Annotated in this window: 20 protein-coding genes and 1 riboswitch; of the genes, 5 read left to right on the plus strand and 15 right to left on the minus strand. The window is 45.1% G+C overall.

What is annotated here, in order from left to right; genetic code table 11:
* Positions 1-16: 16 nt before the first annotated feature.
* From ACN6MV_RS27350 to ACN6MV_RS27370, 5 genes are all read right to left on the minus strand, one after another.
* Positions 17-883 (minus strand): CheR family methyltransferase, encoded by an 867-nt coding sequence (locus tag ACN6MV_RS27350; RefSeq protein ID WP_042131046.1) that lies wholly within the window; start codon positions 881-883, stop codon positions 17-19.
* 87 nt (positions 884-970) lie between these two features.
* Complete coding sequence (locus ACN6MV_RS27355) at positions 971-4639, minus strand: response regulator (RefSeq protein WP_042131047.1); 3669 nt, start codon at positions 4637-4639, stop codon at positions 971-973.
* On the minus strand, positions 4636-5808 hold the full coding sequence (locus ACN6MV_RS27360) for a SpoIIE family protein phosphatase (protein ID WP_042131048.1): 1173 nt from the start codon (positions 5806-5808) through the stop codon (positions 4636-4638). The genes ACN6MV_RS27355 and ACN6MV_RS27360 overlap by 4 nt, the downstream gene beginning before the upstream one ends.
* A 235-nt stretch (positions 5809-6043) precedes the next feature.
* Complete coding sequence (locus ACN6MV_RS27365) at positions 6044-6568, minus strand: hypothetical protein (RefSeq protein WP_076120277.1); 525 nt, start codon at positions 6566-6568, stop codon at positions 6044-6046.
* A gap of 60 nt (positions 6569-6628) precedes the next feature.
* Positions 6629-7135 carry a DUF948 domain-containing protein gene (locus ACN6MV_RS27370; protein ID WP_042131049.1) on the minus strand — a complete coding sequence of 169 codons (507 nt, stop codon included), beginning with the start codon at positions 7133-7135 and terminating at the stop codon, positions 6629-6631.
* Between the two features lie 189 nt (positions 7136-7324).
* Between ACN6MV_RS27370 and ACN6MV_RS27375 the strand changes: the two genes are divergently transcribed.
* Positions 7325-7492, plus strand: coding sequence for a DUF1328 family protein (locus ACN6MV_RS27375; RefSeq protein ID WP_042131050.1), 168 nt, complete (start codon positions 7325-7327; stop codon positions 7490-7492).
* A 126-nt stretch (positions 7493-7618) separates the two neighbouring features.
* Positions 7619-7993, plus strand: coding sequence for a hypothetical protein (locus ACN6MV_RS27380; protein WP_042131051.1), 375 nt, complete (start codon positions 7619-7621; stop codon positions 7991-7993).
* A 238-nt stretch (positions 7994-8231) separates the two neighbouring features.
* On the opposite strand, the gene ACN6MV_RS27385 is transcribed toward ACN6MV_RS27380, so the two are convergent.
* Positions 8232-9311, minus strand: coding sequence for an SH3 domain-containing C40 family peptidase (locus tag ACN6MV_RS27385; protein ID WP_042131052.1), 1080 nt, complete (start codon positions 9309-9311; stop codon positions 8232-8234).
* 199 nt (positions 9312-9510) lie between these two features.
* Entirely contained in the window at positions 9511-10380 is an 870-nt protein-coding gene (locus ACN6MV_RS27390; protein WP_419885262.1) for a cation diffusion facilitator family transporter, read from the minus strand.
* Between the two features lie 124 nt (positions 10381-10504).
* Between ACN6MV_RS27390 and ACN6MV_RS27395 the strand changes: the two genes are divergently transcribed.
* Complete coding sequence (locus tag ACN6MV_RS27395; protein ID WP_042131054.1) at positions 10505-10690, plus strand: hypothetical protein; 186 nt, start codon at positions 10505-10507, stop codon at positions 10688-10690.
* An 82-nt stretch (positions 10691-10772) separates the two neighbouring features.
* Here ACN6MV_RS27395 and ACN6MV_RS27400 read toward each other — a convergent pair whose 3' ends face one another.
* The 3 genes from ACN6MV_RS27400 to ACN6MV_RS27410 form a co-directional block, all read right to left on the minus strand.
* Positions 10773-11381 (minus strand): histidine phosphatase family protein, encoded by a 609-nt coding sequence (locus ACN6MV_RS27400; protein ID WP_419885263.1) that lies wholly within the window; start codon positions 11379-11381, stop codon positions 10773-10775.
* Between the two features lie 115 nt (positions 11382-11496).
* Positions 11497-13122, minus strand: coding sequence for an ABC-F family ATP-binding cassette domain-containing protein (locus ACN6MV_RS27405; RefSeq protein WP_042131056.1), 1626 nt, complete (start codon positions 13120-13122; stop codon positions 11497-11499).
* Positions 13123-13278: 156 nt separating this feature from the next.
* Entirely contained in the window at positions 13279-14244 is a 966-nt protein-coding gene (locus ACN6MV_RS27410; protein ID WP_419885264.1) for an MBL fold metallo-hydrolase, read from the minus strand.
* Positions 14245-14486: 242 nt separating this feature from the next.
* On the opposite strand from ACN6MV_RS27410, the gene ACN6MV_RS27415 reads away from it, so the two are divergent.
* Positions 14487-15623 carry a virulence factor gene (locus ACN6MV_RS27415; RefSeq protein ID WP_339288154.1) on the plus strand — a complete coding sequence of 379 codons (1137 nt, stop codon included), beginning with the start codon at positions 14487-14489 and terminating at the stop codon, positions 15621-15623.
* Positions 15624-15726: 103 nt separating this feature from the next.
* Positions 15727-15932: riboswitch (Lysine riboswitch) on the plus strand.
* Positions 15933-16133: 201 nt separating this feature from the next.
* On the plus strand, positions 16134-17612 hold the full coding sequence (locus tag ACN6MV_RS27420) for an amino acid permease (protein ID WP_042131059.1): 1479 nt from the start codon (positions 16134-16136) through the stop codon (positions 17610-17612).
* Positions 17613-18085: 473 nt separating this feature from the next.
* Here the strand turns inward: ACN6MV_RS27420 and ACN6MV_RS27425 are convergent, their stop codons facing one another.
* The 5 genes from ACN6MV_RS27425 to ACN6MV_RS27445 all read right to left on the minus strand — a co-directional run bounded on the left by ACN6MV_RS27425 (position 18086) and on the right by ACN6MV_RS27445 (position 25663).
* Complete coding sequence (locus ACN6MV_RS27425) at positions 18086-19225, minus strand: transglutaminase domain-containing protein (protein WP_042131060.1); 1140 nt, start codon at positions 19223-19225, stop codon at positions 18086-18088.
* 140 nt (positions 19226-19365) lie between these two features.
* Positions 19366-21744 carry a glycosyl hydrolase family 95 catalytic domain-containing protein gene (locus ACN6MV_RS27430; protein ID WP_419885265.1) on the minus strand — a complete coding sequence of 793 codons (2379 nt, stop codon included), beginning with the start codon at positions 21742-21744 and terminating at the stop codon, positions 19366-19368.
* A gap of 109 nt (positions 21745-21853) precedes the next feature.
* Entirely contained in the window at positions 21854-23611 is a 1758-nt protein-coding gene (locus ACN6MV_RS27435) for an ABC transporter substrate-binding protein (RefSeq protein WP_339288158.1), read from the minus strand.
* A gap of 145 nt (positions 23612-23756) precedes the next feature.
* Complete coding sequence (locus tag ACN6MV_RS27440; RefSeq protein WP_339288159.1) at positions 23757-24662, minus strand: carbohydrate ABC transporter permease; 906 nt, start codon at positions 24660-24662, stop codon at positions 23757-23759.
* Positions 24663-24727: 65 nt separating this feature from the next.
* A complete protein-coding gene (locus ACN6MV_RS27445; RefSeq protein WP_231574304.1) occupies positions 24728-25663 on the minus strand; it encodes an ABC transporter permease in 936 nt (311 codons plus the stop codon).
* Positions 25664-26071 lie beyond the last annotated feature (408 nt).

The following is a 26071-nucleotide window of genomic DNA, read 5'->3' on the forward strand; positions in this document are numbered from 1 at the left end:
CACCCTCCTACATGCGTTATTTTATGTTACGGTATATTTTCTCCACTCTGTCTAAAGATTCATAGCAATCGCTATATTTCGTAAAGTGAATGGACTCTTTGGAGCCCAAAACTAGGATTCCAAAGCGACTCAGACTTTCATGAAACAACCCGTGCACATGATCACGAAGCTCATCATTGAAATAGATCATTACATTTCGGCAGAAAATAACATTAAACTCATTAAAAGAAGTGTCTGTAGCTAAGTTATGCTCAGCAAAAATAATATTTTTGCGTAAATAAGGTTGTAAAATAACGGAGTTATACTTCGCAGTATAGTATTCGGAGAATGCCCGAGTACCTCCTGCCTCCAAATAATTCTTTGTGTATTGCTTCATTCTGCTAATATCATAAACGCCTTCCTTAGCCTGCTGTAAAGAACGCTCATTCATATCTGTGGCATAAATCCGAGCCTTATCATAAAGCCCTTCTTCATGTAGCAGGATGGCCATAGAATAAACTTCCTCCCCAGTGGAACATCCGGCATGCCAGATACGAATATAGGGATAGGTTCTTAACAAAGGAACTACCTTCTGGCGAAAAGTTAGAAATAATCCCGGATCCCTGAACATTTCAGTAACAGGAATAGAGAGACTGTAGACAAATCGTTCAAAACAAGCGCGATCATGCAGCACTTTCTCTTGCAGCGCGGATATACTGAGGACATTCTCCGCATGAACATGATGCCAGATACGTCGTTTCAATGAAGGTAACGCATAATTCCGGAAATCATAGCCATATAAACGGTGTACCCCATCAAGAAGCAGCTCAATCTCAATTTGCTCCAGTTCTTCACTTCCCGCCAGAACGGGCTGCTCCTCATATCCGTGTTCTATTGCTTTCATTGTTATCCCGACTCCCTTATCAACACGCCGTACTTTTGAAGAATGGCTTTTTGTTAGTTCTTTTAAAGTATTACCCCAATATTGAGGTTACGAATACAGCCAAACTCGCATTAAAGATAGAAGTTGACCTGTAGCGATTGGCTTCTTCATATAGTCAGAGGCTCCAGCTTCAATACATTTGGCACGATCCTCTTTCATCGCTTTGGCGGTAAGTGCAATAATTGGCAGCTTCTGATACTGCGGCATCTCGCGGATCCGGCGCATAGCCTCATATCCGTCCATCTCCGGCATCATCATATCCATAAGCACAAGATCGAAATCTTCTTGCTCTACCAGCATTTCCAGCGCTTCGCGTCCATTCTCGGCAAACTTCACTTCCATATGATACTCTTCGAGTACGCTGGAGAGCGCAAAGACATTACGAATATCGTCATCAACGAGCAGGATCTTCTTTCCTTCAAACAATTCTTCTTTATTATGAAGCTTCTGCAGAATCTTACGTTTATCTTCCGGAAGATTGGCTTCTACCCGGTGTAAGAACAATGTAGTCTCATCCAATAACCGTTCTGGCGAACGTACATCCTTGATAATGATTGATTCCGCATACTTGCGTAGCTGTGTCTCTTCTTTACCATCCAAATCCTTACCTGTATAAATAATAATAGGAAGATCATTTAATTCCTCATCATCACGAATCTGATCCAGCAGATCGAAACCTGTCATATCCTCAAGCATCAGATCCAGAACCATACAATCATATCTCTGCTTCCGTAGCTCACTCAGTGCCTCCCCGCCAGTTGAAACTGCGGTTATGGCCACATCGTCGTGACCGATCAATTCCATGATAGAACGACGTTGAATTTCATCATCCTCAACAATCAGCAAGTACTTCAACGTACTGGAGGTATAGTTCTCGATTTGCGAGAACGCCCGCTCTAGAGCCTCTCTAGAAGATGGTTTTCTTAAATAAGCCATAGCCCCCATCATAAGCCCCTGCTTCACTTCATCATTCACAGAGATGACATGGACAGGAATGTGGCGGGTCTGTGATGCACTTTTTAACTCTCTAAGGATGGTCCAACCGTCCATAACGGGCAGCTGAATATCTAGAATAATCGCATCCGGCAGATAAGTCTTCGCCATCTGCAATCCGGTATCGCCTTGGAGGGCTACCAGTCCTTTGAATTTGCGGCCATGAGCCATATCCAGCAATATTTTAGCAAAGCTCTCATCGTCTTCAATAATAAGCAGAACCTTATCATTTGCAGTCAAATGATCCCGGTCATCATCGATCATCAATTGTGGGATCGGTGCATGGACCGGCGTGGGTACAAGGGTTGGAAGCCTATCTCCGAAATATTCCTCAAAGGGTGCATCCTCTACAGAAGCAGCAGCTTCTATCACTGCAGGTTGCCTACTATAATTTCCTTTAACCGGCAAATACATAGTAAAGGTACTACCTTGGCCCTCACGGGATTCCAGCACAATGGCTCCGCCCATTAAACGTGCTAACTCACGGCTGATGGACAAGCCTAAGCCTGTCCCCCCAAACTTACGACTGGTTGTTCCATCCACCTGTTGGAAGGCTTCAAACACGATATCGGTTTTGTCCGCCGGAATACCAATTCCGCTATCCTTCACAGCAATAGCAATATAGTCAGCTTCTCCTGGCAGATCTAGCGGAATAAGATTATCATCTGCTTGGCTAACAGAGAACTCAATAAATCCTTCCATAGTAAACTTAAAAGCATTAGAAAGCAGATTTCTTAGCACCTGCTTCAACCGATGACCATCGGCAATAACGCTATCTGGCAGCGGCTCGTTAAAGGTAATCCGTAAGGAAAGACCTTTTTTAAGTGCTTGCGGAGCAAAATTCTGCTTCACAAAGCTCTTCAGCTCAGTCAATTTAATTTCTTCTTGGTTTAGTTCCATTTTGCCTGCATCAACCTTGGACAAGTCCAAAATCTCGTCAATCATCTTCAGCAAGTCCGCACCTGACATATAGATCGTATGCGCAAATTCAACCTGCTTCTCTGACAAGTTGCCATCCTTATTCTCCGTAAGTAGCTGGGATAGGATCAAGAGACTGTTGAGCGGAGTTCGCAATTCATGGGACATGTTCGCCAAGAACTCAGATTTATATTTACTAGTAACGGATAATTGCTTAGCCTGTTTCTCTAATTGAATTTTTGCATGCTCAATCTCATCTTTCTTCTCTTCTACCTCTTGTACCTGTTCCTCTAAAGCACGGGTCTTGGCAATAAGTTCTGTATTATAATGCTCCAGTTCTTCCTGCTGACGCTGAAGCAGTTCTTCCGAGCGTTTAAGCGCATCTGTCTGCTCCTCCAAATTCTCATTGGAACGGCGCAATTCCTCTTGCTGAGTCTGTAATTCCTCGGATTGACACTGTAGCTCTTCCGTAAGTGCTTGGGAATCACGTAACAATTTCTCCACGATCAAACGGCGGCTAATATTATTAAAAATAATACTTAAATTATTTGCGAGCTGTTGCAGCAAATCATTTTCCAAGCTGCTAAAAGGCTGGAATGAAGCAAATTCTACTACGCCAAGCAGTTCGTCTTCAAATATAAGCGGATGGATAGAAATATATCCAGGCTGTGCATCCACGAATCCGGACTTAACAGATGAATAGTCTTCCGGGGCCTTCTCCAGTCTGATCGGGTGCATATCGAGCGCACTTTGACCTACGAGCCCTTCTCCAATCACAAAACCGTCCTTAGGTTTCTTATCATTGTCTACTGCATAATATCCACTGCTTCGTAAAAAATCAGGACGATTGGCATCTTTTAAATATACAGCTCCGAACTGTGCTCCCAGCACAGGGGTAAACTCATTGATGAAGGTCTGTGAGACCTGGTCTAAGGAGCTAACACCTCGCAATAGTTCCGTCACCCGAGCAACATTCGCATTCAGCCAGGATTGGTCATTCTGCGCTTGCGCATAGGCCTGTTCCATTTGCTGCTTCTGTTCAAGATCTAAAGCCATCTTTTTAAAGACAAGAGCAACCTCACCAATTTCATCTTTAGTAGTAACCTTTATACGCCGTATGGCCCTCACCTTACCGTTGCCAAAGCTGGTAATCATCATCGAAACGACATTAAGCCCCCGAGTGATGCTTGGGATGATCCATAGAACTACTCCAAGTCCGAGAAGTAAGCCCATAATCATCATTAGAACTACCATCTGAGTCGAACTTTTATAAGCTTCGTTGGCCTTCGTACTCTCTTCATTCATAATAAAAGCATTATAATCAGAGAGACTGTTCAGAGCGTTTAACACGGCATTCTGAATCGCTTGTCCCTCTGTGTTGGAATACGTGCTAGCATTCTGAAAATAACCAGCCGATAGCAGTTTCAATACCTTTTCCTGATAATTTAAATAAGTAGTGTACGCACCATCTATTTGACTGACCATTTGCATTTCTTCAGCGCTAGTCATCGACGCTTTTATTTTCTCGTAGTGCTCATTCGCTTTAGTAATCTTTTTACCAATCTCATTCTTTTGAGATTCTACCGATGATGCATCGGCACTTAACATGGTCGTGGTCAATATTCGTGCCATATCATTGACTTCTCCACGCATCCCCGAAGAAGACCGCCCCTTCATATATCTATCCTGATATCCTTCCAGTTGGTTATTCATATAATTTAAGCGGTCGTATCCTATCATCGTAAGTGCAAGCATAATCGCTAACATGGCACTGAAGCCAATTAAGAGTTTAGCCTTTATCTTCATCCTCTATCTGTTCCCTTCTTCAGTGAGATCCACACAATACACTTATCATCATCACGCTCTTTAGGAACCTCAACATTGAAAAAAGCAGCTCGAATAGCTTCTTCATTCCACTCATGTTCAACATTTAAATGTTGAATCATAAACTTCAACTGCTCTTCTTGTTCGCCCTCAACCAGTTCCAATAGACCATCTGTATAAAGAACTAGATGCCCTTCATCTTCATAGGTTAAGCTCTGTGGCTGAATATCAATCCGTTCAAACAGACCTACCGGGTGGCAGTTACTTTCCAGCATGACTGGAGTCTTAGCCACACCTTCGAAAAACAGTGCAGGTGGATGCCCGGCGTTGACGTAGTCAATACGTTTCATACGGGTATCTATCACGAGATAAATAGTCGTAAAGTAGTATTGAATCAACTTTTTTTCAATATACAGCTGATTAAACCTTCGATTGAGCTCCTGAATAACCTTTTCCGGTTCTACATACGTAGTTACCGTGTCCTTTAAAACAGATGCAAGAAACATACAAAAAAGTGATGACGATATTCCGTGTCCCATAATGTCCAGCAGGATCACGCCATATCGGCCATCACCAAGGGGGTACCATGCGTATAAATCACCGGCAAGCTCAGAGGATGGCTGATAGATGGCATTGACCTCAAAATTCTCTTCCTGAAGCGGTAAGCTCAACACAGCATTCTGAACAAGTGCGGCCAGTCTCAATTCTTCCTGAATACGCTGATCCCGTTCCTTATGCCAATCTTTCTCTCGCTTCAACCGGAGCGCAAGCCGAATTCGGGCCATGAGCTCCACTTTGTTAATCGGTTTCGTAACATAATCTACTGCACCTGCATCCAGTGCCTCAGCCAGCTTCTTGGAATCACCAACTGCTGTAACCATTATTATTGGAATATCCTTAAGATGTTCGTATTGCTGTACAACACGACATGCCTCGATTCCATCCATTTCCGGCATCATCATATCCAGTAAAATCAGATCGATATCTGACATCCGAGGACGCCCATCTTCACTAACAGTACCGATTCCCAGCCGTGTAAGCATCTCTTTTGCAGAGGATGCAGTTACGAAATTTCGGTAATCTTCTTTTTTCAGGATTTCACGGATAATGATAACATTAGTCGGATTGTCATCTACGATTAAGATTCTCATCATCTTCACCTCACACAAATTGTATTACGACCGTAAAATTCTGCGACTCATTACCTATATCATACGCTATTTAAAACCGTTATATCTATTTTTATAATATGTAAATATAGTAATAGGTTCATTTACGTGTTCAGCAAAGTAACCTCCCGAACCACTACACCTAGTGGTTCGGGAGGTTACTCTATGGTAAAGACAGCCCCTGATTATTAACCAAAATGATCAAAAGTGAAACACATTAAGAAGAAATACTATCAAATAAATCAATACCTTCGAATTCACCTGCCAAATTTCGATATATTTTGAGCGCATTATTTCCTCTCATATATACGTCACCATCTTCAGCTATAAAATACGGTTTCCCCAAGGTTGATTGCACATTATCCTTCACGGGATCAATTCCTACCCCATCTACCTGCAGACCGAACTGCTGCGCTTGAGAAGGTGAGACATGCACATATAATACAAAGCCCTCGCCAACACCGACTGTCACATCTGCGTAGTGGTACTCCACTGTCCCTTGCAATGGATCATTTGTTACCGTAAGGGGATTCCCCTTGCTCAGAAGCAGTTCTTCCTTTGTGGCATATAAAGAGACTCCTTGCAGTGAATCAAACCGATTTATAGAAGGGCTGGATTCTGCAATATGCTCAAAGGCCAGAACAGACTTAGGCTGTTCAATAAATGTTGAGATAGGTGTCAACTGTGGAGACGCATCAAAGTATGGGGAAAGAAGACTAAACAAAAGAATGATAATGTTCATGTTGTTATCCCACCTTTCTTATCTGCAGCCGCCATTTACAGAAGACTTGCTGCCTTAAGTTTAATGACGGAATTTTTTCCAAAGAGTTGCAGCTACATCTACACCTTTTAACACAGTAGCTATTTTCCCCGGTGCTTTCTCGGCATTAACAGCATCATAGGAGTTAACCGTACGTTCCTCGGCTGCAGTCAGTGGAACTTCTTTTACGGATACTCCCTTACGCTTCTCCCTCAGTTCATGCGATTTACGATATCTCTCAATCACAGTTACTGAGACTTGCTTAACGGTTAAGGTTAACTCATTCATAACTTCTCCCAAATTCTTCACAGAATCTATGACAGGATCAATCTTCTGAATTTTATTCTGTACATCAGCGGTAATTTCATTGGCATGTCTGACTGTAGTCTTCACTTCATAAGTCAGTTCATCCATCGTCTTCTGCACTTCCACCAAGGTCTGGCTTACTTTGTCGAGAGATTGCTTCGCTGACTGCAAAGTCTTAATTAGAAAGAAAACAAGTATTGCAAATGCGATAGCAACGAGAGCTACACTAAGTTCAATAATCATATTCATAACCCCTTCCAAATCTCATAAATAGCGGCTTTTCAGCCTTGTATACTGCATAGTTACCCCTAGTACCATAGGCCGAAACATTCTGTCGAGCGTTGTCAAAACTCCCTTCTCCCCTTTGTTTCAGAATCAAAGTCCCCGTTTATACAATGACTACAAATACAAAAAAAGGATAGGTGATATGTAATGTTAAAATGGTCCGCAATTCTACTAGTTGTAGCTGTAATCGCTGGTATATTTGGTTTCTTTAATCTTGTAGCAGCCGCTGCAGGTCTTGCAAAGATACTATTCTTCGTCTTCTTGGTTCTGTTTGTTGTTTCCCTCTTCACGGGACGCAGAGGTCGATCGATGTAGCCTCCTCCCATAAGTATCCATATATCTTATTCATCATGCAGAAAGTATAGGTCATTCGCACACAGATGTCACTTGAGAAAATAATAAAAATTTATGAATCTGGTTCATAATAAGGAGGAACTAAACATGAAAAAATTCGCCAGCATTACACTAGCCTTAGGACTTATGGCTTCAATAGCCGCTACTGCATCAGCCGCTGAGGTAACAGGTACAACTACAGACGCTACGACAGTTAATGGAAGCACTTACACTAATACTTTCGAAACGATCATTACGCCATCGGATATTACTCCAGCAACACCACAAATTGTTCTGACCGAAAAAACAGCCTTCCACTTTTCAGTCGGCAGTATGATTCCCGCAGGCTGGCTTAGCCCTCAAATGCTTGACACTACAGGTGAAGTGATTACGGATACTTGGGGCAATGAATGGAGAGAAATTTATACTTGGCTAGGAAAAGCGTGGGTTAAGGTTCCTGTGGCTGCCAATGTAATTATGTAATTAGCTCCGAAAAGCTGATAACAAGCATAAACGCCTTCGGCGTCCCTATAAGGACGGCAAGTGTTTATGCGAGAAATATAAGGATAATTTATAGCACGGAACGTATAAATCCTTATATTTACCAAAAGATACCCCCTCAGTAGATATGATTCTACTGAGGGGGTATCTTTTGCACTTACGCCGCCTTTGTTCACCCGTCACAAACATGCGATGCTGCCGCTTCTGTGTACCTATATAATTATCGGATGACCGATCCCCCAAAGAGGAAACGATTCGTCCAAGAAGCGCTTAACTGATCTACTTTTACCCCGCCTGAAGCTACGGAATACGTATGAATAATTTGTCCATCTCCCAGATACATAGCAACATGTGATATTCTAGCCTTGGATTTATCAATCCCTGCATAAGCTGAAGCAGAATTCCCTTTATAATCCATGAAGAACATTAGATCACCGCGTTTTAAACCTGAGGTAGACGTAACCACCGTACTGTTTGATTTTACCCAATCTCCCTGTTGACGAGAATCAGCAGGTAGTTTCAAATTCAGAGCATCCATGAAAATTTGGCGAATAAAATCAGAACAATCGAAGGTACTTGTATCATTTCTGCTAGATCCAAACTCATAAGGTGTACCAAGATAGCCCATCCCTGCTGAGATTACACTCTCGATTTGGGCCGAAGCCCCAGGTGTCGAAATAGGTGGTGCTGGTGGTACCGATGGTGTTGGTGTCGGCGTTACCGTCCCAGTCCCCCCGTTACCAGCAAACGAAATATATTGATCACTTGAACTTATATATCCAATGCTACCATCAGAGGTTTGAATTTGATACCAGTAGCTGTTCGGCTCTGCCAGAAGTTGTACTTGTTCCCCCTTCTTCAGAAGTCTCAGTACTTTTCCGCTTGTAGAAGGAGTAGTTCGAAGATTCACTCCGTACTTAATAGTTCCCGTTTGTGCTGATGGTGCAGTTGGTGTACCTACTGAAGATGAATTTACGCTGATATACTTATCATCCGTGCTTGTGTAACCTACGGATCCATCTGCTGTCTTCACTTGATACCAATAGTTATTCGGTTTTGCCACAATCTGCACTTGATCGCCCTTTTGCAAATACTTCACTACTTCTCCACTTGTAGAAGGTGTGCTGCGAAGGCGAACACTTGCCTCGATGACCGCGGTTTGACCGGCTGCTGCCGCCATAACTGAATTTGATGGACTTGAGGCTGCTGCTGCATTTCCAGGAGCAGATACTCCTAAACCTGCAACAATTGCAGCTGAAACCAACAAGGATGCTGTTAATTGCTTATGTGATTTAATCATACGTTCCCCCAATACCATGATGAGATTTCAACAAAGGTGTGTACTACATTCCTTTATGCCCTCATTATAGGCTTGCCCGGGATTTGGAACATGCTCCAAATTGCACATATAATCATGCCACTTTATGGTAAAATACAGGACTAAAGTCTTGAATCCTCCTTAAATATGTTTGTTTCTTCCTTAAATTAGCATTTTAAGTTTAATTTTTAGGTTCCACATGCACCTGCACATTCATAATATTATGCAGCTTGCTCATTCTCTCTTCGATGGAATCACTGATTTTATGCCCCTCTACCACTGTAATATTTGCGTCAACCTCCACTACAACATCCACGTGCACATGGTTCCCATGCACCCGTGCCTTTACATCTTTAATTCCTTCTACTCCCGGTGTACGAGCGATCGTACTGCGGAGATCCATCAACCGATCTTCATCAAAGCCATCCGTAAGCCGATAAGTTGAGTCACGGAAAATATCCCATGCTGTCTTTAAGATAATCAGCCCGACAACTACGGCTGCCGCAGAATCAATCCATGGCAGTCCGAACTGAGCACCCACAATTCCAACAGCAGCCCCTACACTAACCATAGCATCCGAAAAATTATCTTTTGCCGCTGCCATTAGTGCGCTACTATTTATCTGCTTAGCCAGCCTTTTGTTGTATATGTATACTCCCATCATTGCCACTGCACACACTAAAGCCACACCCGCAGACCATAGCTGCGGCGTTTCTTTTGCACGATCGAAAAAAGAACGCACCGCCTCCACAATGACCTGAATACCTACTACCGCCATAATAAAAGAGGCCAACAATGCAGCTACTGTCTCTGCCCGAAAATGTCCATAAGCATGGTCAGAGTCAGGAGGCTTTCTCGAAATCCGCAGACCAACCAATACGGCTGCCGATGCCACGATGTCAGTTAAATTATTGACCCCGTCCGCGACCAATGCATTAGAGGCGAATAGATAACCGCTAATCAGTTTGAATGTCGATAAAATGAGGTAAGCCGCTATGCTAACCCAAGCTCCACGCTCGCCTTTACGTATATCTTCGTAAATATCAACCATCTTGGCTATCTCCTCGTTTTCTGTTTGGTTAGAAAAGAATTCTTTCAATTATTCTTGCCCTTGTAGCAGCATTTAAAAACAATTAGAATAAAGTGAAGGACTTGCTTCGAAGGAGGTTATCATAATGAGCGAAAGCAATGAAAAAGGAAAAATCAATTTAGCTGAAGCTATCCGGCAAAAGCTGGAGCAGAAGAAACAACAATCTTCCTCCAAACCTGGATCAACTTTTCAGGCCGGCTCCGCCAAACCGCTAAAAAGTCAGAATAACAAAAAGCCTAACAACCAACGCCGTCGTACCGGCGGATCCTAGTACTATCTTATAAACATAAAAGGCTGCCTATCCCTCAGGGACAACGCAGCCTTTTATGCGTTCGTCTGCCTTAAAGGATGGGCTAGAACTCATCAAATTCATAACTAATTCTCTTTATTGTACAATTTGCCAACTGAAAACATGCGCTTTGGGAAACCTCAAGTGATAAGGCTTCCTGTCTTGCAAGCCCCGCGTATACTCCGCGTAGAATTCTACTTGTTAATCCATGTGTAACCGCAATGACCTGCGGAGAAGAAGACACGCTATCCAGCCAGTCTGTGACACGCTCTTGAACCGCCTCGTAGCTCTCCCCGTCTGGAGAGTGAAAGTACCAATCATACATAGTAGTTCCAGTAAGTCTATTGGCCCAGTCCTGTTCAATCTCTTTGAGCGTTAACCCTGACCATGATCCGACGGATACCTCACTTAGCCTGGAATCCGTTTCTACTTTATTGAAATCGAAACCTAAGATTTCACACAAAATCTGTGTACTTTGCAGCGCTCTCCCAAGCGGACTTGAAATCACCCTCCACTCGGAGGATTGATCTACGGAATAACGAAGCAGCCTCGCCATTTGTCTGACTTGTTCCACTCCATGCTCAGTCAGTGGTGAATCCAATTGGCCTTGGTAACGACCTTGCGTATTAAACTCGGTCTCCCCATGCCTCATAATAAAAATTGCTCTGTCCACAGCCTTCACCTACCGTTAACTTTTCGAAATTGAAATTATAAAGACAGCTACCCTAATCCTATAAGGATTAGAGTAGCTGCTTAACGGGTTCCTTCCGCTTAGCGGAAAGCAAATATTATACTTCTACAGGATACATGCGTTGGCGCATTTCCTTAATTTCAGGATTCTCCAAATACTCATCGTAAGTCATCGTGCGATCAATTACACCTGTAGGTGTGATTTCGATGATACGGTTAGCAATGGTTTGGATGAACTGATGGTCATGGGAAGTAAAGAGAATAGTCCCGTCGAAATCGATCAGTCCGTTGTTCAGTGCCGTAATGGATTCCAGATCCAAGTGATTGGTAGGTTCATCGAATACAAGCACGTTCGCACCGTTCAGCATCATCTTCGCCAACATACAGCGAACCTTCTCGCCCCCGGACAGTACACTTGCTTTCTTCAGTGCTTCTTCTCCGGCAAACAACATCCGTCCAAGGAATCCACGCAGGAACGTCTCATCTTGATCTTTAGAATACTGACGCAGCCATTCTACGAGATTCAAGTCCACGCCATCGAAATAGCTGGAGTTATCTTTCGGGAAATAAGCTTGAGTTGTAGTGACTCCCCATGCATATTCACCCGCATCCGCTTCTTGCTCGCCCATGATCACATCAAACAGAAGTGATTTAGGCTGAGAGTAAGGGCCCACGAAAGCAATCTTATCGCCTTTGTTAACTACAAAGCTGATTTCATCAAGAACCTTCTCACCTTCAACCGATTTGGTCAATCCGCTGATCGTCAGCAGCTGCTTACCTGCTTCACGTTCAGGTTTGAAGTTGAGGAACGGATATTTACGGTTGGATGGACGAATGTCATCCAGTGTAATTTTTTCGAGTTGTTTCTTACGAGAAGTTGCCTGTTTAGACTTGGAAGCATTGGCCGAGAAACGCTGAATAAAGGCTTGCAGTTCCTTGATCTTGTCTTCCTTCTTCTTGTTCGAATCACGCTGCAAAGCTTGAGCAAGCTGACTGGACTCGTACCAGAAGTCGTAGTTACCAACGTACATCTGGATTTTTCCAAAATCAATATCCGCAATATGCGTACATACTTTGTTTAAGAAGTGACGGTCATGGGATACGACGATAACAGTACCTTCATAATCCATGAGGAAGTTCTCTAACCAGCCTATGGATTCGAGATCCAAGTGGTTGGTAGGCTCATCGAGCAGGAGGTTATTTGGACGGCCAAACAAGGCTTGTGCCAAGAGTACCCGTACCTTCTCATTGCCGCTCAGTTCGGCCATTTTCTTATCATGCAGTTCACGCATAATACCTAGACCGATCAGCATAGCCGCCGCGTCAGGCTCTGCATCCCAGCCATTAAGTTCTGCAAATTCGCCTTCTAGCTCACCGGCACGTAGACCATCTGCTTCCGTGAAATCAGACTTCGCATAAAGCGCGTCCTTTTCTTTCATGATTTCATAAAGACGAGTGTGACCCATAATAACTGTTTCAAGTACTGGGAATTCATCGTACTCGAAATGGTTTTGCTTCAGAACTGCAAGGCGTTCACCTGGTGTTATATGAACATCACCCGTGTTCGCTTCAATCTCCCCGGACAGAATTTTCAGAAAGGTTGATTTACCAGCACCATTGGCACCAATCAAACCATAGCAGTTACCAGGGGTGAATTTTATGTTTACATCTTCGAAGAGAGCGCGTTTTCCGTAGCGGAGTGTTACGCCGCTTGTGCTAATCATTACGCATTACCATCCTTTTCACTTTAGGGTTTCGGCTCATTATAGCATAAAATCAGTGCAAAAATCCCGTGAAATAGGCATTTAAGCTGATCTCTCTCCTACGAAACTTATTCCAACTGTTTTAAGGCGACAACTTTCCAGGAGGAAATTTTTCAATTATTGTCCAGATGTGCGATTCTCCGATTGTACAACCAGTGTTTCTCCATAACTGAGCGTACGAATTCGGTTCTCAGAAATCCCGTGTTTAACTCGGGCGCTTTCCATGCGATCCAATGCTTCCCGGGCGGTATCATCAGCAAGTCTAAAGGTACCATAATGCATCGGAATCATGGTCTCCGCTCCTACATCTAGGAAGGCTTGTATCGCCTCCTCTGGATTCACATGCTGAGAGGTCATGAACCACTCCGGTTCATAGGCCCCAATCGGCATAAGCGTGATATCAATCTTATAACGGTTTCCGATCTCCTTAAAACCTGGAAAATACCCGCTGTCCCCAGCGAAATAAAGGTTCGGAGAAAGCCTCTTGTTCTCAGACTCGGCTGGCTCCAAGATATACCCACCCCAATGAGAAGTATTCGTATCCCAAGGCGTTCTCCGCGTCCAGTGCTGGGTAGGTACAAAAGTAAGCTTGATTTTTCCTAGCTTAATCTCCTGCCACCACTCCATTTCCATACAGTTGCGGAACCCTTTGCGAAGCATTTTTCGCTTCAGACCTACAGGAACTACAAGCGTCGTCCCTGCCCGATATAATTTGCGGATAGAGGCTATGTGCAAGTGATCATAATGAGAGTGCGAAATCAGAATCAGATCAATCGGCGGCACTTCACTAATCGCAATCCCAGGTTGTCCCAATCTTTTCTCAAAGCCTAGCCTTCTTGCCCAGATGGGATCTGTAATGATATTCATCCCCTCATATTGAAGGAAGAATGTTGAATGCCCAATCCACGTAATGGTAGACTCCAAACTATTCTCCGACAGATAAGATAATCTGGGCGGCGTATTTGGCACAACATATGAATAGTCCTTCTTCTTGCGACGACGCTCCTCACGCCACTGGCGAAATTCTTTTAGTGTTTTATCTGTACTTACATTGTCGACATTATGGTAACGAGTTTTAGGCATAAAGCACCTCTTCTACAGAGTTTGCCGCGCAATCCTAGCTTTAGCGAATATACTACAACTATATTGAACAGCAGCGCATTTTGCAAAATATACAAATAGCATAAGAAAGGTTCGCCCTTTTATTCATCGCATTGCAGAACTTAGCGAAATAATAGAAGTGTTATTTTGTGTTTCACGCCAGAAATGAGATAATATGTGTATAAAGTATGACGGTCCATATACCGTTCAAGGGGGAGCTACGTATGAAGATTACATTTATTGAACCGACTCCTAGTCCAAATACGATGAAGCTTCATTTGGACGAAAGTTTAGAACCCGGAATTCGCAGAACCTATACGCCAGAAAGCGAGCGTTCCGCACCTGCTTGGGCACGTGAAATGTTAACGATACCGGGCGTTACTAGCATTTATCATGCTGCTGACTTCGCAGCACTTGAGCGCAAAGGCAACGCTGATTGGGCGGCCATTCTAAGAGAAGTTCAAAGCCGCTTCGGGAGTAGTGACGGCTTGACTGGAGATTGGAGCCTAGCTGACGAGGATGCCGGTGCGCATTTTGGGGAAGCACAAGTCTTCGTCCAAATGTTCCGCGGAATACCGATGCAAATCCGCGTAAAAACAGGCGCGAATGAGGAGCGCATATCCTTAGCTAACCGCTTCACGAAAGCGGTTATGGATGTAGCCAGCGCCGTAATGATCAAAGAGCGCAAGCTCACCGATTACGGCGTGCGTTATGGCGAGCCCGCGGACATTGCGCGCGAGGTCGAGCAAGAGATCGAAGCGGCGTATCCGCAGGAACGCCTCGACTCCCTCGTGCAGCAAGCCATTGCGCACGGAGCCGAAGGCGAGTTCGTCGAGCAGAGACGAACTCGCACTCAGGATGAGCTGCTGCGAGACCTGAAGCATGAGGATTGGCGCGTGCGCTACGCCGCGCTAGAGGATCTTTCGCCGACGGCGGAGCTCCTGCCGGAGCTTAAGGCGGCGCTACACGATCCCAAGCTGCATATTCGCAGGCTTGCGGTCGTGTATCTGGGCGACCTTCGCACGCCCGAGGCGATGGAGCTGCTCTATGAGGCAATGGCAGACAGTGCGCCAGCCGTAAGACGTACGGCTGGCGATACCCTGTCCGACATCGGCGATCCTGCCGCCACGCCAGTGATGACGGCGGCACTAACGGATAAGAGCAAGCTTGTCCGCTGGCGCGCGGCTCGTTTCCTTTATGAAGTCGGCACATCCGAAGCTCAAGATGCGCTCACGCTTGCTGCGGATGATCCAGAGTTCGAGGTTGGACTTCAGGCCAAGATGGCTTTGGAGCGCATCGCCTCAGGTGAAGCTGCAGCGGGCACCGTCTGGCAGCAGATGTCAGAACGCCGCCGCAATTAACAGTGAAGTACCTGATTTTGTCATTGCTTTGAGATGTAAACTTGCTTTATACTAATTCCTGTTGTTTATAAATGAATGAAGTAAAGATAGCCTCGTCATACTAGGATGAGGTAGAGGTCGCGGATATAAAGAGTACGCGTGTGGAGACGTTAGAGCCGTCTATGAATCACGCCGAAAGGAATATCTGCCGAAGCTTGCGCTGTAGCTCTTACAGCGGTGCAGGCTGGGGCCGTTGCCGAAAGGCACGGAACTGTCACATTGTAGAGCCTGCGTAAGTAGCAGACTGCAATGTGTTGCGCTATCTTCACAGGGAGTATGATGCGGAGCTGTATAGATGGAGGCCGCAGACATAGTTTGCGGCTTCTTTGCGTTTACAGAATTTGTATGTTTCGTACAATCATCCATAACCTTCTGGAAATCACGAAGTATACCTCCCGTTTTGCGGGAGTCAGCAGCTCAGCACTCCCCGTTCATGAACAGTAAGATTAGATCATAAGGAGTGTCATATTCATGCAGGGCAATCAGCAAAACCCAGCGCAAGGCAACATTAATCAGCCTGCGCTAAAAAAATCGTTCAAAGCAAGACATTTGACCATGATCGCGCTTGGCGGATCTATTGGTACGGGTCTGTTTCTAGCCAGTGGCGGTGCGATCGCTTCAGCAGGACCTGGTGGAGCGCTTCTAGCTTATACGGCTGTGGGTGTAATGGTTTATTTTCTCATGACTAGTCTTGGGGAGCTTGCCACCTATTTACCGGACTCCGGGTCTTTCAGTACCTACGGTACTCGTTTCGTCAGTCCCGCCTTTGGCTTCGCCATCGGGTGGAACTTCTGGTATAACTGGGCGGTTACGATTGCAGCAGAGCTATCGGCAGCTACCGTCATCATTAAATATTGGTTCCCGGACAGTCCTTCCTTTCTCTGGAGTCTGGTGTTCCTACTGCTGATGTTCGGCCTTAATTTCCTATCTGCTCGTGGCTACGGGGAATCAGAATATTGGTTTGCCATTATCAAAATCATTACCGTTATCGCCTTCCTCGTTGTCGGAGTCCTCATGATATTCGGCATTATGGGTGGAGAAGCCGTAGGCTTCAGTAACTTCCAAATCGGGGGCAGCTCCTTCCATGGTGGCTTCTTCGCCTTCGTCGGGGTCTTTATGGCAGCCGGATTCTCGTTCCAGGGTACCGAGCTAATCGGTGTTGCTGCTGGTGAGAGCGAGAACCCACGCCGCAACGTTCCAATTGCGATCCGCCAAGTATTCTGGCGTATATTAATCTTTTATATCCTTGCTATATTTGTAATCGGAATGTTGATTCCTTATACGAATCCAGATCTTCTACGCGGGGGTATCGATGATATCGGAGTCAGTCCGTTTACGATCGTGTTCAATAAGGCAGGGCTTGCAATTGCTGCATCCGTAATGAATGCCGTCATTCTAAGCTCCGTATTATCAGCCGGGAACTCCGGGATGTACGCCTCTACCCGTGTCCTGTATGCAATGGCTAAGGATGGCATGGCTCCACGCGCACTGGGCAAGCTCAATCGCCGTGGTGTCCCTGTTGGCGCTTTGCTAGTAACTACGGCTGTCGGAATGCTCGCCTTTCTCGCTTCATTCTTTGGTGACGGAGCCGTATATAACTGGCTACTGAATGCCTCTGGTATGTGCGGATTTATTAACTGGTTGGGTATTGCAGTCTGCCATTACCGTTTCAGACGAGCATTTATAGCACAAGGGCATTCGCTAGATGAACTACCTTACCGAGCTAGATGGTTCCCATTCGGACCTATCTTTGCCTTAGGACTTTGTATTGTAGCTATTCTCGGTCAGAATATGGGCGCCTTCTCAGGCGGAAATATCGACTGGTATGGTATCGCCGTTTCCTATATCAGCTTGCCGCTGTTTGTCTTGATCTGGGTCGGCTATCGCTGGTTCCGGAAGAGTAATATTATTCCTTTGGATAAATGCGACCTAAGTACTCACCCAGAATAAATAGACCCGGTAAAAGTGGGTGTCTCAAAAGTAACTTTAGGCAACCTGAGTGGTAAAATATTGTTAAAATGCAAATAAAGGAGCTAAGCAGTCTGTAGACGCCTAGCTCCTTTATTTTTGGCTTTCCCTGCAGCTAAGCTAGGTGAGAGGAATTAGGGAAAATCTCCCTAAAAGTAGATGGAAAGCTCTTTAATTGAATGCAATTAGGGAATTACTCCCTAATAATTGAGTCAATTATATATATTTACCACCAAATAGGATGAATTTCAGGGAGGAATTCCCTGATTATTAGTCTTAAGAGCTGAAATCGCTGAATTTCAGGGACATTTTCCCTAATTGTTAATCGGTGGTAATCCAGTTTGTAGGCATTAATGAAGTATCACACAAAGAGACTTACAAACAAGAACCATTAAAAGTCAAGGAATATCCCGTAGCCATTTAGGCTTATGGGATGTCCTTTTTTTGTTATCCTTCTATTCCCAAGTCACAAACACTTTGAGATCACCCGTATTGTCAAAAGCAGAACTGGAGTAAGATACATCCTCTAGTCCAAGCTTATATAGCTCCTGCAGATCATTCTTAAGCTTGGTCCCACTCCCTTGATAACGGAATAATATAGACACCTCACCGGAGGCAATTGCCTTATTCGCTAGCCGAGTCAGATCTCCTACCGAACGTACAATTAGCTCCTCGGCATATAGCTCATAATTGAGATCCTTCTGAAGCTGTTTATAGACAGCCGCATTCTGTCCTCCACGCTCCACAAGCGCAGTCAAGGTCTTATGATAACCTACAGAAGCTGCCGGATAAGACTTTGTCCAGCTATGGTCCTGACGCATCTGGGCATCCGTTCTCAAGTAGTATGCTGTGCTAACCACACCTGCCTTATCAGGTGTCGGGTCATCCCAAGTTGTGTCGAGATGATACCACCGTCCATCTAACAGCACAAGATTCCAGGCATGCAACTGGCTGCGTCCTCCAGGCTGTTTGGCTGTACCCTCAACGATCTTATTCGTGAATCCAGCCTCCTTTAACAGCTTATAGGTCAACAGCGAATACCCTTGGCAAACGGCGCTGCCACTCTTCAACCCTTCATAAGCTGTGTACTTGCGATATGAGGTATCATACTTCAGATGAAGCACAACCCAGTCGTGGATAGCCTTCACCTTCTGATGATTGTTCATGCCCGGCGTTATGATCTTCTTCAGCGCAGCCTTCACTTCTTTGTTCACAAAAGCCGTCTGCTCCAACGTCTCCAAATATTTCACTTCCACCGTAACTTTTACAGAGCTTGAGCTTCCTCGATAAGTATATCCGTAGCTGTCTATAATGTAATACAAATAAGGGTCACTAGCCATCGCTTGATCCAGGGCCGCTTGTATTTTCGTTTTCAAATTTGAAGCTTTGCTCTCATAAGTAAAAGTAATGGTCTCTCTACGGTTGTTCATTGCACCCGTTAGCTTCTGCGCTACTTCGTTTACAGAACGAAGGGTGGGTGAACTCGAAGCCGCATAAGCATGACCCCAGCCCCAATAAATCATTGGTGGAATAGCAGCGAATATAATCACTCCTCCCAGAATGATCTTTACTAGTGTAAAGCGTTTTTTCCACATATATATTCCGTTCCTCCGGCTCCTATAGACTTATAATGAACCCTACCATTTAATAGATAATGAGCGTTTAGGTAAAAAAAGACTGCTCCCTGTAGAATAATTCTACTCTGAGAACAGCCTATATGCTAGAAAGATATGTTTTATTCGCTTTGCGGTGTAATAATATAGCTCTCTCCTATTACGGTTTCAAATTCCATCTCTAGCCCTACTTGTGAACCATCAGAACTTTGAATGAGCAAAGGCTGATGACTATAAATCCTGCACAGTTGTCCATGAGTCGAGGTCAGTTCTGCCTTCGTTAAGCGCCCCTCACGCCATTCTATATTTGTGATAAAGCCGCCTCGGGCTACCAACCCTTTCACACTACCGTCAGACCATCCTTCTGGAAGAGCAGGCAATAATTCAAGCCCTTCCTGATGACTCTGCAAGAGCATCTCAGCAATCCCGGCTGTAGTTCCGAAGTTACCGTCAATCTGAAATGGAGGGTGATTACCGAATAAATTGGGCAGACTTGAATCTTGCAAAATACGACGTAAACAGCTATACGCACTCTCTCCATCCTTCAAACGCGCATACAGATTAAGTAGCCAGGCTGCACTCCATCCCGTGTGTCCTCCTCCACCTTCTAAGCGCTTCTTAAGCGATAACGATGCGGCCTCCGCTAGCTCCGGTGTGGAGGAAGGACTAATTACATTCCCGGGATATAAATCATACAAATGAGAGACATGGCGATGCCCAGGCTCTTGTTCAGCAAAATCCTCATTCCATTCACGAATACGTCCGTCCGGTGCAATCCCCGGGTGGGCAAGCAGCTTTTGCTTCTGCATGAGCTCTTGACGCAGTTCATCATCGGTATTCAAAACCTCAGCAGCCTGAATACAGTGTTTAAACAATTCAGCGATGAGCGATAAGTCCATGGCTGAGCCAGCCGAGACACTGCATGGCGTGCCGTCAGCAGTCAAGAATACATTTTCCGGTGAGGTAGACAGACCCGTTGTCCATCTTCCATCAGGCAGCTCTACCAGCCAATCCAGACAAAATAACGCGGCTCCCTTTAACAAAGGATAAGCTGTGTTGCGCAAATATTCCTTATCTGGACGAAAAGCATAACGCTCCCATAGATGGCGAGAGAGCCAAACACCCCCCATTGGCCAAAATGCCCACATCGCCTTGCCGTCTGACGGAGACGTCATACGCCACAAATCTGTATTATGATGCACCGTCCAGCCACGTGCGCCATAATGAATATTTGCTGTACGGCTGCCAGCCACACTAAGCTCCATAATAAAATCAATTAAGGGTTCATGGCATTCACCCAAACCACATAATTCGGCTGGCCAATAATTCATTTCAGTGTTTATATTGGTCGTATAATTGCTGTTCCATGGCGGCTGGAGATAGGGATTCCAGATCCCTTGCAGATTCAGAGCTTGCGTCCCCGGCCGTGAGCCAGCAATCATCAGGTAGCGGCCATACTGGAACAGCAGCGCTTCTAGCGCAGAATCTGCTTGACCTTCGCGGTACCGTGTCAGTCGCTCATCCGTGGGAAGCTCTATTTCGGAGGAAACTGGTGCAAGCGTTAACTCCACGCGCCGGAATAAGGACTGATGGTCCTCCAGATGGCGCTGCTTCAGCTCTGCATATTCAGTAGAGGATATAGCCAGTTGTTCTAGGCACATCTCCGAAGGCAGCTTACCGCCGCTTCCTGGCTTCCGGTCATACCCGGCAAAATCGGTTGCTGCAGCCAGACGGATGGTAATGGAGCGAGCACCTGTAACCGACAACATGCCGTTCGCTGCTGCACAATTACCGCCATCTGTACGGATTTTCAATCCCGCTGCGAAGCTTATGCCAAGGCCTTCTTCGTATAACACAGCACGTGGATGATCCCCTGCATAATTATCAGCCACATGCGATGGGGCACGGCCAGCCATGATCAGCATGCCGTCCGAAGTTAGCTCCGAGCAGAAAGGATGCGGCGAAGTTAGCTCCACCGAGAAATCAGGTAGAACTCCCCGCCCTTCTCTCCCTTCTGCACGAATATGAATAGCTATAAGTTCATCCGGCCTGCTGGCCAGCACTTCTCGCACAATCCTTACGTCCCCTGTCGTATAGGATACAGTAGCCAGCCCCTGAACCAAATCAAGCCCCCTCCGGTAATTCTCTACAGGACCCGCAAGATTGAACTTCATTCGCAAATCCCCGAGCGGTTGATAGGATTCGGTCCGTCTGCCTAACATCTTGGCTTCCATCAGCGCTTCTGCTTCCTTGTATTTCCCCTCCGCCACTAATTGCTTAGCCGGACCCAAATGACGTAGCGCCTCATAATTTGCTGTATCCCGCGGAAAGCCCGACCATAAGGTGTCCTCATTAAGTTGAATTAGCTCTTCTTCCGCTCCGCCAAAGATCATGCCGCCTAGTCTCCCGTTACCCACGGGCAGTGCCTCTTCCCAAACAGCTGCCGGCTGCTTGTACCAAAGCTCATCCCTTCCAGTATTTTTGCTCTCTCCCACGTACATTCCTCCTATCCTATAATTATAGATGAAAAGAAATCGGCGGGAAGCCCGGACTTTCGTTCGGACTTCCCGCCATCTACTTGCTTCTATTGTATTAGCCTTGAATTAGCAATTAATCATTCCAAAGCTTCACGCGTTGTTTAACCAGCTCTTCACGCATATCTTCAGCTTTCGTTACACCGGCTTTATCCAGTTCAGCCATGTAAGTATCCCAAACTTTATCGAAATCAGCTGGTTTGGACAAGATGGCTTCAGGAATACGTTTCCAAGTGATGTCTTTCAGCTTGTTGTCAAGAACAACAATTTCGCTATCCCCAGGAATGGTGATGTTCCAAGCTGCGCCCCAAGGCTTAACTTTGAATTCATCTTCGCTTGGGAAAAGATCTTTCCATGTTGTTGCTTTATAAGCTGCAAGTGTTTCTTTTTCTACAGCATTGTAACCTACGGTTACTTGTTCAGGGAAACGGGTTGTGTAGTAGTTACCAGTAGGGTCTAATACACCATCGCCATAGTGAGCACTAAGCAATGCGTAGTTTGATCCGACATTACCTAAACCAGTTTCCTTTTGGAAGTTGGTTGTGTCATTATATTTACGGTTGTTTACATCTTCAGGAATGACGCGTTTGCCATCTACAACGTTGTAGTGCTTGCCTTCAATACCCCAGTTAATCAATACTTGACCCTCATCGGAAGCGAGGTAGTCCAAGAACTTAATCGCACGAACCGGATCTTTAGCATCTACACTGATCCCGACTCCGCTACCGCCCATGAAGCCTGTTGGCCAGAAGGAAGCTTCTTTGTACTCCTCAGACAAGGTTACTGGATAGTGTCCATATCCTTGATCCAGCTTACCTTCCGCTTTTAAAGCTCTTTCTCCATCGCCATAACCCCAGTCTTGGTCAATCAGGCCGATAACACGGCCGGTAGCGATTTTTGCTTTATATTGGTCATACTTTTGAACGAAGCTTTCTGGATCAAGCAATCCAATATCGTTCATATGGTTGAGCCAACGGAAATATTCTTTTTCAGCAGGACGACGGAAGTGGTATGTTACTTCTTGTGTATCGATATCAATTGCATATTCACCATCGTCAGGGGAACCCGTAGTAATAAACGCTGGGTTGGTTACTGTGATGTACATGTACCAATCGTCTGCATTCAACGTTAAACCAATGTTTTTGTTACCATTTTCATCTGTAGGGTGTTTTTCAAGGTATGACTTGATTACATTCTCATAATCTTGAACGGTTTTAATTTCTGGGTATCCAGCTTCTTTAACCGCTCGGTGCTGTAGCTCGAATCCACCGCCTGCATCAAAATATTTATTATCTACACCTGCATAAGTAGGAATTGCATAAATGGCATGGTCATCATCACTATAACGAGAGCGTTTCATACCTTCTTCGCCCAATACTTTTTTGATGTTCGGAGCATATTTTTCAATCAGATCTGTAAGATCTAGCATGGCACCTGCATCTACCAGCTTACTCACGTCAGTCTTGGCACTGATCAGATCCGGATAATCACCGCTCGCTGCGATCAGCGCTACTTTTTGAGCAGGGTCACCAACCGCGTACTCAGCATTCAAGGTTACGCCTGTTTTTTCTGTGATTACTTTACCTACTTCATCTTGCATACCCGTCCAGTTTGGGTTAGGGTCAGCACTAAAGAAAGTCATCGTGAGCGGAGAAGTATCTTCAACCGCATTGGCCGCATTGGACGAATTCCCCTTATTTGTTGCATTTCCAGCTGCATCTCCAGCTGCGTTATTCCCGTTGTTGCCACCACAACCTGCGAGCATACCGAGCATCATAATAGAAGTGAGTGTAAGTGCAGTTGCTTTAGCTTTTATTTTTCTATTATTCCCCATTAATAAACCCTCCTTAAAATTGTTTATCTATCGTATCACAGATAAAACCTGTTAATACTCATTACAAAACTTACCAAGTATAAAGAAAACGGATACATAATACTCTTAAAACTTAGGGGAGACTATGCTCCCCTATAAGCTGTGATTAGCTCTTCACAGCGCCAAGTGTCATCCCTTGAACAAAGTACTTCTGAATGAACGGATAAACCAGCAATATTGGCACGGTTACGACAATCGTAATCGCCATTTTGATAGACTCTGGCGAAACCTGATTCGATGCTAGAGAAGCAATGTTGGAGCGGTAATCTCCACCATTCCCACTGGTTGTACTCTGCAGAACCTTCATCAGTTCATATTGCAGTGTAGTCAAATGTGGACTTGAACCATTATACAAATACGTATCAAACCATGCATTCCATTGACCTACCGCTAGGAACAGCGCGATCGTTGCCAGCGCTGGCTTCATCAGCGGAAGGATGACACGCCAGTAGATAGTAAAGTCATTCGCTCCATCCAGCTTCGCTGATTCCTGCAGTGCATAAGGCAGACCATCAATGAAGGAGCGGATAACGAAGACGTTAAAGGCACTAACCAGTCCAGGTAATACATAGACTGCAAAGCTGTTCATCATATGGAGATCCTTGATCAGCATGTATATTGGAATCATTCCTCCAGAGATATACATGGTCATCGCCAAGAATGTGGAGACGAACTTGCGGCCTGCAAAATCAGGACGGCTAATCGTAAACGCCAGCATCGAGGCACTGATCAGCCCGAACAAAGTACCGACGATTGTCCGCAAAGCGGAAATTTTGAACCCGGTGATCAGTCCTGAGAAACTGAAGATTTTCAAGTAATTGTCCCAGGTAAATTCTCGAGGATAAATGGTGATACCGCCGCGCACACTATCCACTGAATCATTCAGCGAGATCGCAAGCACGTTCAAAAACGGGTAGATCGTGATTACAACCACGAACAGGATTACAAAGTAAACAATGAAGTCAAAGATCCGGTCTGACCACGACTTTCCGGTGATAGCTGTGTTTCCCACTGTAACGCTCTCCTTTCAAGAAAAGGGCAATTTTGCTGCCACGATTGTTAGAAGGGCCCTCTGTGTTACAGAAGGCTCTCTTTAGTTGTACGTTTGAAGATTCCATTAATCGTAAACAGCAGGATTACACTGATCACTGAGTTGAATATATTGATCGCGGTACCGTAGGAATATCTCGCCATGCCTAGTCCATATTTCAGAGAATACAGATCCAACACTTGAGAATAGTCGGTAACGAGGTTGTTTCCAAGCAAGAATTGCTTCTCAAAGCCGATATTTAGCAAATTACCGATCGACATAATGAGTAGCACTGTAATCGTCGGGCGGATACCAGGAAGAGTAATATGCCATACCTGGCGGAGCCTGCTGGCACCGTCCACTCGAGCCGCTTCGTACAGTTCAGGTCCAATACCCGAGATGGCCGCAAGGTAGATGATCGCATTCCATCCGGTTTCTTTCCAAACATCAGATAATGTAACGATTCCCCAGAAGAGATGGCCCTGAGCCATGAACTGGATTGGCGAGTCTATAAATCCAATTGTTAACAAGAGATCGTTTACAAGACCATTTTCGCTAGATAACATTTTAGTTACAATTCCCGCTGCAACCACCCATGATACAAAGTGAGGCAAATACGAGACGGTCTGAGCAAATCGTTTAAAAAATCCAAGACGCAATTCATTGAGCAATATTGCAAATGTTATCGGAAAGATAAAACCTGCGATGAGGCCCATTCCGCTCATCGCCAGCGTGTTCCGTAGTGCCAGTAGGAATTGCGAATCGCTAAACAGTGTCTTAAAATGTTCGAAGCCTACCCATTCTTGTTCAAAAAAGCCGCGTGCGGGCTTGTACTTTTGAAACGCCATCGTCCAGCCCCATAATGGGAGATAACTGAAGACGAATGCCCAGATCACAAAGGGTATCGACATCATCCACAAATACTTTTGATTCTTAAAGCTTCTCCAAAACCGTCCTCCTGAAGCAGGCTTTTTGTTGCGCATTCGGGTGTCCGGCGGGATTTGAGCAGTTACTGTGTCCGCTTTCATAAAGCCCCTCCTCTCTATGTCATCATTCTAAATCTTTGTAAGCGATTGCAGTACCCTATAAATTCGACTTAAAATCAGGTGAAAATTAGAGATTTTTGTCCAGGGTGAATTCTCATTTCGGCTCATCGACACAGGGGGGGCTAATGCTGCTGACGTCTGCATTATTCTTTGGATTGAACTCCTAAAAACACTTTGCTTGCTGGATATTAGTCACTACGAGGAATATTTGAACTTCCGATCGCTGTTAATCCTCAGATTTCCTGATTTGAACCGCTTCTCGCAGTAGAAATCCGAGGATAGCATATGCTTTCGAAGCGAGCTTTTCTACGAAAAGCTTTCGGGCGAACGCTCCGCTTCTACAGT

It is taken from the genome of Paenibacillus sp. B-A-8, assembly GCF_048572915.1.
In the GTDB taxonomy this organism is placed as follows: domain Bacteria; phylum Bacillota; class Bacilli; order Paenibacillales; family Paenibacillaceae; genus Paenibacillus_AQ.